The 11,541-nt window shown below is 55.4% G+C and carries 11 protein-coding genes; 2 read left to right on the forward strand and 9 right to left on the reverse strand.

What is annotated here, in order from left to right; translation table 11 throughout:
* Window positions 1–43: 43 nt before the first annotated feature.
* On the forward strand, window positions 44–607 hold the full coding sequence (locus HVA01_RS15090) for a hypothetical protein (RefSeq protein ID WP_146876234.1): 564 nt from the start codon (window positions 44–46) through the stop codon (window positions 605–607).
* A 33-nt stretch (window positions 608–640) separates the two neighbouring features.
* On the opposite strand, the gene HVA01_RS15095 is transcribed toward HVA01_RS15090, so the two are convergent.
* The 3 genes from HVA01_RS15095 to HVA01_RS15105 all read right to left on the reverse strand — a co-directional run bounded on the left by HVA01_RS15095 (window position 641) and on the right by HVA01_RS15105 (window position 3,600).
* A complete protein-coding gene (locus HVA01_RS15095; RefSeq protein WP_146876235.1) occupies window positions 641–1,822 on the reverse strand; it encodes a vWA domain-containing protein in 1,182 nt (393 codons plus the stop codon).
* 3 nt (window positions 1,823–1,825) lie between these two features.
* Window positions 1,826–2,680 (reverse strand): AAA family ATPase, encoded by an 855-nt coding sequence (locus HVA01_RS15100; protein WP_146876236.1) that lies wholly within the window; start codon window positions 2,678–2,680, stop codon window positions 1,826–1,828.
* A gap of 155 nt (window positions 2,681–2,835) precedes the next feature.
* Complete coding sequence (locus HVA01_RS15105) at window positions 2,836–3,600, reverse strand: SDR family oxidoreductase (RefSeq protein ID WP_146876237.1); 765 nt, start codon at window positions 3,598–3,600, stop codon at window positions 2,836–2,838.
* 700 nt (window positions 3,601–4,300) lie between these two features.
* On the opposite strand from HVA01_RS15105, the gene HVA01_RS15110 reads away from it, so the two are divergent.
* Entirely contained in the window at window positions 4,301–4,897 is a 597-nt protein-coding gene (locus tag HVA01_RS15110; RefSeq protein ID WP_174787788.1) for an OmpW/AlkL family protein, read from the forward strand.
* 101 nt (window positions 4,898–4,998) lie between these two features.
* Here the strand turns inward: HVA01_RS15110 and pepQ are convergent, their stop codons facing one another.
* The 6 genes from pepQ to HVA01_RS15140 are packed head-to-tail and all read right to left on the reverse strand — an operon-like array spanning window position 4,999 to window position 11,356.
* Entirely contained in the window at window positions 4,999–6,312 is a 1,314-nt protein-coding gene (pepQ, locus tag HVA01_RS15115; RefSeq protein WP_146876239.1) for a Xaa-Pro dipeptidase, read from the reverse strand.
* Window positions 6,313–6,325: 13 nt separating this feature from the next.
* Entirely contained in the window at window positions 6,326–7,237 is a 912-nt protein-coding gene (locus HVA01_RS15120; RefSeq protein ID WP_146876240.1) for a LysR family transcriptional regulator, read from the reverse strand.
* A gap of 49 nt (window positions 7,238–7,286) precedes the next feature.
* On the reverse strand, window positions 7,287–8,348 hold the full coding sequence (locus HVA01_RS15125; RefSeq protein ID WP_146876241.1) for an ABC transporter ATP-binding protein: 1,062 nt from the start codon (window positions 8,346–8,348) through the stop codon (window positions 7,287–7,289).
* Window positions 8,345–9,361 (reverse strand): ABC transporter ATP-binding protein, encoded by a 1,017-nt coding sequence (locus tag HVA01_RS15130; protein WP_146876242.1) that lies wholly within the window; start codon window positions 9,359–9,361, stop codon window positions 8,345–8,347. The genes HVA01_RS15125 and HVA01_RS15130 overlap by 4 nt, the downstream gene beginning before the upstream one ends.
* A 7-nt stretch (window positions 9,362–9,368) precedes the next feature.
* Complete coding sequence (locus HVA01_RS15135) at window positions 9,369–10,310, reverse strand: ABC transporter permease (protein WP_146876243.1); 942 nt, start codon at window positions 10,308–10,310, stop codon at window positions 9,369–9,371.
* A complete protein-coding gene (locus HVA01_RS15140; RefSeq protein WP_146876244.1) occupies window positions 10,307–11,356 on the reverse strand; it encodes an ABC transporter permease in 1,050 nt (349 codons plus the stop codon). The genes HVA01_RS15135 and HVA01_RS15140 overlap by 4 nt, the downstream gene beginning before the upstream one ends.
* Between the last annotated feature and the right edge of the window lie 185 nt (window positions 11,357–11,541).

The following is an 11,541-nucleotide window of genomic DNA, read 5'->3' on the forward strand; positions in this document are numbered from 1 at the left end:
ATTGCTCTAGGCTTGCGGTTTTTCTATCGGCAGGGGGCGTAAAATGAAGGTCGTACACGTTAGCAAAGAGACCGAACGCGATGCTTGTTTGGCACGCTTATGCGCCGAGGTATACGGTCAACAGGCCGGTCTGACGCCATTAGTCGTGTTTACCGGTACTTGCAGTGTGCTGTTTCCTCAACAGGCCGCGCGTCTATTTGCTGCCGTCAATGGCCAGGGTAAACCTCAAGCGCTGGCGCTGCTAGTGTTAGACGAGGAGGGCGAGGGCATGACGGTGACCCACACCTGCGCGCTTGATCATGCCGAAGCCCTGCAGCGCTTGATTAGTGAGCTTACCTTGAAAGCGCCGCTTCGTGTCGAAGTGGATAACGCCGAACAAGAAGCGTTCTATCAGGAGAGTGGTATCAAGCGTTGGTTTGGTGGAGCCGGTGGAAAGCGCATCGGCTTGGGCGCTCGCCACCCCGCTAAAAGCATCAGCGAACTGGCACCGACTCTGGGCTTGGATGAAGCGCTCATTCTGCGTCGCTTCAAACACGACCCAAAAGCCTTTGAGCAGGCTAAACAGGCATTTTTAGCCGGGCTTGATAACTTTCCTACCGTCCTATAGAACGCTGTGTTGCTGATCGAACATAAAAGCTGACTACTTCTTCGCCAGTTCGCGCATGGCGGTTTCCAGGCCTTCCATGGTCATCGGGTACATACGGTCGTCAATGATCTCGCGGATTAACTGGGTTGAGTAGGTGTACTCCCAGGCTCGGGGCGGCATTGGGTTCAGCCACGCCAAGCGGGGAAACGTTTCGCATAACCGCTTAAGCCACACACCGCCCGCTTCGTCGTTAAAGTGCTCTACGCTACCGCCGGGGTGGGTGACTTCATAAGGCGACATAGCGGCATCGCCGACAATCACGACCTGATAATCCGCACCGTAAGTGTGCAAAACATCCATGGTGGGAATGCGCTCGTTGCCGCGGCGTAGATTGTTACGCCAAACGCCTTCGTAAAGGCAGTTGTGAAAGTAGTAGTGTTCCAGGTGCTTGAACTCTGAGCGGGCGGCAGAGAAGAGCTCTTCGCAGACACGAATATGGTCGTCCATTGAGCCGCCGACGTCTAAGAACAGCAATACCTTAACGGCATTATGGCGTTCCGGGCGCATCTGCACATTGAGTAGCCCGGCATCCTTGGCGGTTTCGCGGATGGTGCTGTCCACGTCAAACTCCTCCAAGGCCCCTTGGCGGGCAAACTTGCGTAGGCGGCGTAGCGCCATTTTGATATTGCGGGTGCCGAGCTCTAGCGAGTCATCATAATCGCGGAAGCGCCGCTCGTCCCATACCTTGGTAGCGCGTCGATGACGCGAGCCGTCCTGGCCAATACGAATGCCTTCCGGGTTGTAGCCGTAGGCGCCAAAGGGGCTGGTGCCGCCGGTACCAATCCATTTATTGCCCCCCGCGTGGCGCTCTTTTTGCTCCTCCAGGCGTTTTTTAAACGTCTCAATAAGCTCTTCGAGGCCACCCAGCGATTCGATCTTGGCTTTCTCTTCGTCTGTGAGTTGCTTCTCAAATTCCCGACGCAGCCACTCATCGGGGATTAACGCTTCAATGGCGGCGTCCATGTCCTCAAGCCCCTCAAACCAAGCGGCAAAGGCGCGATCAAAGCGGTCAAAGTGGCGTTCATCCTTGACCATTACCGTGCGCGCCACCTGATAGAAGGCTTCCATATCGGCGAACACCACGCCGCGCTCCACTACCGCGTGGAGATCCAGCAGCTCGCGCAGCGATACCGGCACACCGGCGCGTTTTAAGGTCTCAAACAGGCCAATAAACATGGCTTAGCGGCCTCTGCCTTTCTGGCGACGCAGCATAAACGCCAGGCGTTCAAGCAGCTGGGTGTCCTGCTCGTTCTTGACCAAGGCGCCGGCCATGGGCGGCAGCGCTTTGGCCGGGTCGCGGCTGTAGAGCGCTTCTTGGGCGATATTGTCCGCCATTAACAGCTTGAGCCAATCAACCAGCTCAGACGTTGACGGTTTTTTCTTTAGCCCGGGGGCGTCGCGTAGTTCAAAAAAGACCTCAAGGGCTTCGCCGACCAGCTTAGGGGCGATATCCGGGAAGTGCACATCGACAATCGCCTGCATAGTCTCTCTATCAGGGAATTCGATATAGTGGAAAAAACAGCGGCGCAGGAACGCATCCGGCAGCTCTTTTTCGTTGTTCGAGGTGATAACGATAATCGGGCGCTGCTCGGCGCGAATAGTTTCGCCAGTTTCATAGACATGAAACTCCATACGATCCAGCTCTTGGAGAAGGTCGTTGGGAAACTCGATATCGGCTTTGTCGATTTCGTCGATCAGCAAAACAACGCGTTTGTTCGCGGTAAACGCTTCCCACAGTTTGCCAGGCTTGATGTAGTGGGCGACATTCTCTACGCCTTCAACGCCTAGCTGGGAGTCACGCAGGCGGCTGACGGCATCGTACTCGTACAGCCCCTGGGCCGCCTTGGTGCTGGATTTGATATGCCAGGTAATCAACTGCGTATCGAGAGATTCAGCCAACTCTTCAGCCAGCAGGGTTTTGCCGGTACCCGGCTCGCCTTTGATTAACAGCGGCCGCTCAAGCACCACGGCAGCATTGACCGCCTGTTTCAGCGCATCGGTGGCGATATAGGAAGAAGTGGATTCAAACGCCATGGGAGAGCCTCGGCTTGTCGAAAGCGGGGTTATAAAAGGATAAAGGGATTCAAACAAGTGTACGTGAGGCTAAACCTCAAGGCCAACTAGCGAATTAAGCCATGGGTGCTTAGCCCTGTCAGTTCGGTGGAACAATGCCTTAGTGGCTCTTGCCGTTATTCGGCGTAGATCATTTTGCGGGTCATGCCACCATCGGCCACGAAGTTTTGGCCGGTCACAAAGCGGGCCTCATCAGAAAGCAGAAACCTGGTGAGTGATGCAATATCGTCGGGTGTGCCAACGCGACCGGCAGGGTGTTGCGCAAGGTCTATTGAGCGGTGCTCCACCGGCTGTTGACGGCTTGGCTTTTGCCAGTCGCCAACTTCTATCCAGCCAGGGCTAATCGCGTTCACGCGAACGTCGGGGCCGAGGCTGACCGCCAGCGCGTGGGTGAGCGCCACAATACCGCCTTTACTGGCAGCGTAGGCTTCTGTATCAGGCTCAGACTGTAGGGCACGCGTCGACGCCATCATCACGATGCTACCCTGCTGTTTGCGCAGGTGTTTTGCTGCGTGCTTGGCGCACAGGAATGCACCGGTAAGGTTGGTATTTAAATACGCCTGCCAAGTAGACAGGGTTAATGCTTCAACAGGACCATGAAACGGGTCGGCAATACCGGCGTTATGCACCACACCGTCCAGCTGACCAAAATGGCTGACAGCCTGGGTAAGGCTGTCGATTACGTGCTGCTCATTGCTAACGTCGGCGACCAGCGTTAATAGCCGTTCGCTGTGCTTCAAACGGCTGGTCGCCGCGCTTAGCGCCTCTTGGTCGATATCCGTGATCACCACACGGTAGCCGGTATTAAGCAGGTAGTGGGCGATACCAAGACCAATCCCCTGAGCACCGCCCGTCACATAAACTGTTTTGTTATCTTGCATTGGCTGCCTTCCCTAGCGTTTGAGCGTTAGTCACGGATGCGCATTGATCAAACAAAGATTAACGATGGCGGCCTCAAATGCCAAGCGCAACCGATTAGCCTGCCTGCTGAGTTTCTCGCTTTCGCGATTCTCTAGGACGACGGTTGGGAAGGCGCTGCCTCGCTATGAGGCATAGCGGGTTAAAAACGCGCGTTGTTGGTGCGTATTGTGGCTGCGCGTTGGGAGTGAAGGGAGGAGAATGTTTTCGTTGCAACACGATGTATTTTTTAAGATATTGAATTTTAAGTATTTTTAAAAAATTGGCACACAGTTCGCTATATAAAAAGTAGAAAGTAAATGAATAGAGATGCTTAAGCTATATGTTTAACAGACTGTTAAACATAGACTGTTAAACATAGACTGTTAAACAAAGTTCTCTCCCTTCTTTGCTACATCGCTCCGGTAAGTGACGGTAGGCGATAAACTGAGTGAGCTGGCGTGCTCCACCTGGGTCCCCTTCGGGGGACTTTTTTTATGCGTGGATTTTATGCGTGGATTTTATGCGTGGAAAAATTATCAGGGGTGAATTACCTATAACGATATTTTACAGAATGTTTGGAAACACTGTTCTAATACTATATACTGTATAGGTAAGCCGGATATCCGGCACTGCAATACCTAAGCGCAAGGAACTGCGCGCAGCGATAATAGGATGACCCTGATGAGTAATATGAAATTAATTTCTGCCGCTGTAATCACTGCTGGTTTCGCACTGGCAAGCCAAGCGGCTCTCGCTTATAACGCCGGTGACGTTTTCGTCCGTGGTGGCGTTGCCCAAACGGATACGGGTTCAGGTAATGGCGATGTAGCGGGCGAATCACTGAGCGTAGATGAAGCACGTGGCTTCACCTTCGGCGCTGGTTACCTGTTGACTGATAAGGTTGGTGTTGAACTCAACAGCTCTGAGAAATTTGAGCATGACCTCAGCACTGCCACTCAAAGCGATGCAGGTAGCGTTGATCGCCTGCCGGTTAACCTGATGGTGAACTACTATCCGATGGGCGGCCTGGATTCACGCGTACAGCCTTACGTTGGCGCCGGTCTGAACTACACGCGCTTCTCTGGTGAGCCAAGCGGTTTGGACATTGACGACAGTTACGGCGCGATTGGTCAAGTGGGTGTGGATCTGGCCGTAACTGATAATATTATGCTTAATGGTTACGCAAGCTACGCGGACGTTAACGCAGACATCAGCGGTGGTGGTGAAGTCGATATGGAGCCAGTCACCGTTGGCGGCGGCGTTACCTACCGCTTCTAGGCTTAAATTGCTGCAGCATCGTCAATCAACGCCCGGCCTTGCGCCGGGCGTTGTGCGTTTTAGGGGATAGAAAAGCGCTTCTTCGGTAATAGAAGGGAGCGTTAGGGGGTTAGCTTTTTATAGCCGCTTTCTGTCACCGCCACGTTATCTTCGATGCGGATACCGCCACAGGGCATAAGCTGATCGACCAACGGCCAGTTAATAGCCACTGAGGTATCGCGCAGTGGGGCAAGTAGCATATTAATAAAATACAACCCAGGCTCAACGGTGACGACCATGCCTGGGCGCAGCGTCCGTGTTAGTCGCAATGCAGGGTGCTGCTCGGGCGCAGGGGCGGGTGTGCCATCCGAGTGGCGTAATCCAGCCACATCGTGGACTTGCAGGCCCAGCGAGTGGCCCAGCCCGTGGGGGCAGAATGCTGTCGTGACGCCATCTTCAACCGCTTGTTCGGCGGTGCCTTTGTAGAGAGCGTGGGCGACTAAAATTTCCCCTAGCTGGTAATGCATCTGTTCGTGAAGGGTAACAAAGTTCACTCCTGGAGCGACCCCTTTTAGCAGCTCGTCTTTTAACTCATGCATCGCGTTAACCAGTTCGCCAAACACCGCGGGGGCGTCGGGGCCTGCATACGTGCGGGTAATGTCAGCGCAATAACCGCGGAACCGACGGCCCGCATCGACTAACAGGCTGTAACGGTGCTTAGGGGCGTTAAGAGCGTAGTGTTGGTAGTGGAGAACACCGGCATGCTCATTTAAACCAATAATATTTTGATAGGGTACATGGGACTCGCGCTGACGGCTGGCCGTTAGGTAGGCCAGTTGAATATCCAACTCACTGGCGGCACCTATAAAAGCGGCTTGTGCTGCCTGGTGGCCCGCTATCGCTAAGCGGTTGGCTTCACGTATACAGGCAATTTCATAGGGTGTTTTAAACAGACGTAGCTCGTCAAGGGCACGAAGAAGGCGCTCGGGCTGAAAGGCTGCTTTTGACGTCGGCTGGTTGCTGGTAGTGAGTGGCTCAATGTCGCCAATAATCGCGGCATTTGCGCTTAACGGCGGCGTGATTTTGTCACTGCCTAGTTTGTCACTACATAGGTGAACGTCGAACTCGGCGACCCATGGCTCATCCGGCAGTTGGGTCGGTAAGTGCCAAAAATCCGTCGGCGCATATAAGTAAAGCTGGGGGCGCTTTTCTGGCTGAATAACCAGCCAGCTGTGCTGCACATCGGCTAAGCCTACCCAATGCATAAAATGCCCGTAGGTTTGAAAGGGAGGCGCCTGGTCGTCGGCAAAATGTTCCCTGGCGTGACCACTGTAAATCGCCAAGCTATCAACCCCTTGGTCAGCCAAAATAGTCGCATAAGCACGCTGTAATTGTGCGACATGATCGAGTTGCAGGTTAAACAGAGTGGTCGACATGCAAAAGTGTTCCTCAAGTGCGTGGAGAGGCGAGTTCGCTCCAGAACCCGTCGAGTTCAGCGTGGCGATGCGTCTGGTGCCGGTAGAGCCTTAGCTCCATGGGCACATCCCAGCGGCTATCGCCTGCCCTTACCAGCGTGCCCTGGGCAAGCTCGGCGGCGACGTTGCGCTCTGGCAGCCAGCTCATGCCGTAGCCCAGCAGCACCAGCTCTTTAATACCCGCCGCGTAGAGATTTTCACTCTGCGCGTTTAAGTAGGTGCTTTGAGGGAGTCTGGCCAAGTGCGCTTTAACGGCAGACCCCAGCAAACCACGCTTGGGGTAGGCAAGCCAGGGCACCGGTTGGTGGCGTGAACCCGGCAGCAGCGCGCGCGGTTCTCCGGCTGGGTTCAGCCCCGTCACCGGAATCAATCGTTCATGACCGATGACGCGATGGGTGCAGGCACTGGTGTCAATATCCAGGTCGCAGCGCCCAATCGGCCAGTAGCAGATCGCCAGGTCGCACTCGGCCCGGGTTAAGGCTTGAAAGTAGTCACTCGCCACCCAGCCGGTCGCCCGCAAATAAGGCTGTACGCGATCCTGCCAGCCGGTGGAAGCCAGCCATTCGGGTAAAAAATGCGCCAGCAGGCTTTGCGGTGCAGCCACCATAATCCGCCGCTTTTGGCCGGCATTAATCTCGCGCACACGTTCACGGGTCAGCCTTACTCGCTCGGTCACTTGTTCACACAGGGTTAAAAATTCATCCCCTGCGGGGGTCAGCGAGAGCGGCAGCGTTTGTCGGTTAATCAGCGTCACCCCCATCTCCTCCTCAAGCAACTTAATGCGTCGGGAGAAAGTCGGTTGGGTGACGTGCTGATCATCTGCTGCGCGTGAGAAATGCCGCGTTCTGGCCAGGGCAATAAAATCTTCTAGCCAGCGAATTTCCATGCGCTACCTCTTAGCATCTGGGGTCGCTGTGTCCAATAGGGCACGCGGTTCATAGGCGTCCTTCTTCGACAGCGTGGCACGCTACACGGGTTCCGTCATTCTGGGTTTGCAGCACGGGAATTTCCTGCTTACAGCGCGTATTGGCATGCGGGCAGCGGCCGTGGAACACGCAGCCACTCGGCAAGTTAACCGGGGTTGGCACCTCACCGGTAAGACGAATGTGCTGAGGGCGGTCATCTTTTAGCCGCGGAATCGCCGAAAGAAGCGCCTGGGTGTAAGGATGGCGCGGCTTGTCAAACAGCGTCGCCGTGCTGGCAATTTCACACACTGTACCTAAGTACATCACCGCCACGCGGGTGCCAAAGTGCTCGACCACGGCTAAGTCGTGGGTGATAAACAGATAGGTCAGGTTGCGCGCTTGCTGGGCTTCCATCAGCAGATTGAGCACCTGGGCTTGAATCGAGACGTCCAGCGCGGAAATAGGCTCATCGGCGACGATAAACTCAGGGTCAACGGCCAGGGCGCGAGCAATGGCGATACGTTGGCGCTGACCGCCGGAGAACTCGTGGCCAAAGCGCATGCCCCAGTCCGGGTCGATGCCCACCGAGTGCATGACATCTTCCACCTTGTCGACAATCTGTGCCCGTTTCCAATCCGGGTGGTGCAGGCGCAGCGGCTCTTCCAGGGTTTGCTGAATGGTCATGCGTGGGTTGAGCGACGCATAGGGGTTCTGGAAAATCATCTGCATGCGCTTACGATAGGGCAGTAGCTGGCGCGAGCTTAAGTTGTCAATGCGGTTGCCGTCGTAGCGAATTTCCCCCTCAGACGGCGTAAGCAGCCCCATCACCGTGCGCGCTACGGTGGATTTGCCACAGCCGGACTCGCCCACCACGCATAGGGCTTCGCCGCGTTTGATATCCAAATTGACACCGTTAATCGCGTGGACGTGCTCCTGGTGGCGAACCAGCTTGCCGCCTTTAAAGCGCAGCTGCTCGAGGAAGTCGCCGGATAGCGAGAAACGCTTTTTCAGATCGCGAATCTGCAGCAGCGAGTCAGCGCTCTCTTCGTTCTGAGTGGGGGGCACGTTAAGCGTTTGTGCAGGGGCACTCATAAGGTTTCTTCCTTCAAACGGCGATCTTCAAGCATTTCAGCCACCATGTGACACGCCACCTGGCAGTTGCCGGATTCGACAAACCCAGGCACCTGCTGGGTGCAGGCGGGGCGTGGCTGGCCGTCGGCGCGGTTGATAAAGTCGCAGCGTGGGTGAAAGGCGCAGCCGCTCGGCAGGTTTGAAAGCGACGGCATGCTGCCGCGGATCTGGTTGAGCTTTTCGCCGGGCGTGGCCATCTGCGGCAGGGCGTTGATTAACCCTTGGGTATAGGGGTGTTGCGGGTCGTTAATGATTTCCCGGGTGGGGCCTTGTTCAATCACCCGGCCCGCGTACATCACCAGCATACGCTGGGTGACCTGGCTGACCACCCCCAGGTCGTGGGTAATGAGAATCAGGCCTACGTTGTGCTGCTCGCAAAGATCCAGCAGCAACGCCATGATCTCGGCTTGAATCGTTACATCAAGCGCCGTAGTCGGCTCGTCGGCAATGATGATGTCGGGGTCGAGTAGCAGCGCAATGGCGATAATAATCCGCTGGCGCATACCGCCGGATAGCTCATGAGGATACTGATCCAAACGCGTTTCCGGCGAGGGGATTTGTACCTGTTGCAGCTTATCCAAGGCAATCGCGCGAGCCTCCTTGGAGGCAATGCGCCGGTGGGCTTTTAAGCATTCAACCATCTGTTCGCCAATCGATAACACCGGGTTGAGCGTCATCATTGGGTCTTGAAAGATCATCGAAATGCGATTGCCGCGTACTTTGCGCAGGCCGCGCTCGGACAGGCGGTTAAGCACCTGCCCATCGAAGGTGACGCTGCCACCGGCGATAAAGCCCGGCTTGGCGATTAAGTTGAGCAGCGAGAACGCGGCGACTGACTTGCCCGCGCCAGACTCACCGACAATGCCTAAGCGCTCACCGCGCTCAAGGCTAAAACTAATATCGCGCAGGGCATGGACATCGCCATGGCGCAGCGCAAAGCGGACATCGAGGTTGTTGACGTCAAGTAGTGCCATGGTGTCCTCAGCCTTTGTAGAGTCGTGGGTTCATGACATCACGCAGCCAATCGCCGAGTAGATTGATCGACAACACCAGTACGACGAGTACCGCCCCGGGAATCAAGGTGATCCACCAGGAGCCGGACTGGATGTAGTCAAAGCCCGATTTGATCAACGAGCCCAGCGACGGGTGTGTCTCCGGCATCCCCAGCCCCAGAAACGACAGCGCCGCCTCTGAAATGATCGCATTGGCAATCTGCACGGTGGAGATAACAAAAATCGGCGATAGGGTGTTGGGCAGCACATGGCGGAACATAATCCGTTTGCTGCGCAGGCCCATCACGCGGGCGGCATCCACGTACTCTTTGTTTTTCTCTGCCAGCACCGAGGCGCGCACGGTACGGGCATATTGTGGCCATTCAGCCAGCCCGATAATCAGGATCAGCATCATTACCGCGTATTGGCTATAGAAGGCGCTGCCCATGGTGGCTTTGACCAGGGCGCCCACCACGATAGCGACCATCAAGGTCGAGAACGACAGCTGAATATCGGCAAGGCGCATCAACAGTGTATCCACGCGCCCGCCAAGGTACCCCGCCATTAGGCCAAAGGTAACGCCCAGTAGCGATTGCAGAAACACCGCGCCAAAGCCAATTAGCAGTGAGACGCGGGTGCCATAGAGCACAATCGACCATAAGTCGCGGCCTTGCGCATCGGTGCCCAAGGCATAGCGATCATCGGCGCCATCAATCCAGAAAGGTGGCAGCTCAGACGACATGATGTCGATCTGGGCGAGGTCGTAAGGGTTGGTTGGCGCTATCAGCGGTGCGGCAAAGGCGGCAATCACCATAAAGATAAACACAGCCAGGCAGAGCTGGGCAGTGCGGTCACGTTTAAAGCTGTACCACATGTAGGAGTCGCGCAGGCGCTCCCAGCGGCTGGGTGAAGCATTGGTCGTCGTGGTCATGCGGGCTTCCCAGTCAGTTTAACGGTGGGGTTCACCATGCCGTAGATCAGATCCACAATCGTATTGGTGACCACAAATATGACGCCGACAATCATCAGGTAGGAGACGATGAGCGGAATATCGGCACGATTAATCGCATCCAAAAACATCAAGCCCATGCCGGGCCATTGGAAAACGGTTTCGGTCAAAATGGTGTAGGCCACCATGGTGCCAATCTGCACGCCCCCCACAGTAATCACCGGCAGCATGGTGTTCTTGAGGGCATGGACAAAATACACCCGACGCATGGAGATGCCTTTGGCCCGCGCGTATTTCACATACTCCGACTGCAGCACTTCCATCATTTCAGCGCGGATCAGGCGAATAAACAGCGGTAGCATGATAGAGGCCAGCGAGACGGCCGGAAGTACTAAGTGTTGTAGGCCATTCCAGGTGGCCAGATTGGTATCCCAGTTACCCACGACGTTGACCAGTTCATAGCCACGGCCAAAGGAGGGCATATTGCCTTCGGTGGAGAACAAAGCATTCAGCCACGCCCCCCAGCCGGTACTTTCGGGGAAAAGCGTCACGGTAACGCCAATGGCGAAAATTTGAATCAGTACGATGGCGGTCAAAAACACCGGAATGGAGATGCCGATAATCGATACGCCCATAAACAGTCGTGAAATCGGTGAACGCGGTTTAATGGCGCTATACACACCGATGGGGACTGAAAACAGCACAATGATCAGCGTTGACGCAAACACCAGCTCCAGCGTCGCTGGCAAGTGGCGGGCAATCACTTCTAACGCCGGTTCCCGGTAGAAATACGAATTGCCAAAATCGCCTTGAACGGCGTTTTTGGCAAAGCGAACGTATTGGACCAGGAAGGAGTCATTCAGGCCCAGGCGCTCGCGAATTTCTTCACGTTCGCTTTCCGGCACCGACTGACCCACCATCTGCAGTACGGGGTCACCCAGGTTATCCTGGATGGCGAAGGCCAGCACGCTGATGACAAACATCACCAATATCGCGTGCATCAGCCGCTTGATTAAAAAGGCAATCATGGCGTACGCCACCTATATAAAGGGTTCAACAAAGGGAGCAGGGGGAGTGTTGTGCAGTGTTCAGCGATGCGAAACGCAAGACAAAAGGCTTCGCTCCCTAAACACTTAGGGAGCGAAGTATCTTAGCAGCTAATGCTTGCCGTTAATTGTCTTACAGCTAACGCTACGTGACTAGCCCAACGCTA

Origin of the sequence: Halovibrio variabilis (genome assembly GCF_007991175.1) — a bacterium.
GTDB classification, from domain to species: Bacteria; Pseudomonadota; Gammaproteobacteria; order Pseudomonadales; family Halomonadaceae; genus Vreelandella; species Vreelandella variabilis.

What these genes read in the sequence shown, in the direction of transcription:
- HVA01_RS15090 (WP_146876234.1), top strand. Translation starts at nt 44, where the DNA reads ATGAAGGTCGTACACGTTAGCAAAGAGACCGAACGCGATGCTTGTTTG.
- HVA01_RS15095 (WP_146876235.1), bottom strand. Translation starts at nt 1,822, where the DNA reads ATGTTTATTGGCCTGTTTGAGACCTTAAAACGCGCCGGTGTGCCGGTA.
- HVA01_RS15100 (WP_146876236.1), bottom strand. Translation starts at nt 2,680, where the DNA reads ATGGCGTTTGAATCCACTTCTTCCTATATCGCCACCGATGCGCTGAAA.
- HVA01_RS15105 (WP_146876237.1), bottom strand. Translation starts at nt 3,600, where the DNA reads ATGCAAGATAACAAAACAGTTTATGTGACGGGCGGTGCTCAGGGGATT.
- HVA01_RS15110 (WP_174787788.1), top strand. Translation starts at nt 4,301, where the DNA reads ATGAGTAATATGAAATTAATTTCTGCCGCTGTAATCACTGCTGGTTTC.
- pepQ (WP_146876239.1), bottom strand. Translation starts at nt 6,312, where the DNA reads ATGTCGACCACTCTGTTTAACCTGCAACTCGATCATGTCGCACAATTA.
- HVA01_RS15120 (WP_146876240.1), bottom strand. Translation starts at nt 7,237, where the DNA reads ATGGAAATTCGCTGGCTAGAAGATTTTATTGCCCTGGCCAGAACGCGG.
- HVA01_RS15125 (WP_146876241.1), bottom strand. Translation starts at nt 8,348, where the DNA reads ATGAGTGCCCCTGCACAAACGCTTAACGTGCCCCCCACTCAGAACGAA.
- HVA01_RS15130 (WP_146876242.1), bottom strand. Translation starts at nt 9,361, where the DNA reads ATGGCACTACTTGACGTCAACAACCTCGATGTCCGCTTTGCGCTGCGC.
- HVA01_RS15135 (WP_146876243.1), bottom strand. Translation starts at nt 10,310, where the DNA reads ATGACCACGACGACCAATGCTTCACCCAGCCGCTGGGAGCGCCTGCGC.
- HVA01_RS15140 (WP_146876244.1), bottom strand. Translation starts at nt 11,356, where the DNA reads ATGATTGCCTTTTTAATCAAGCGGCTGATGCACGCGATATTGGTGATG.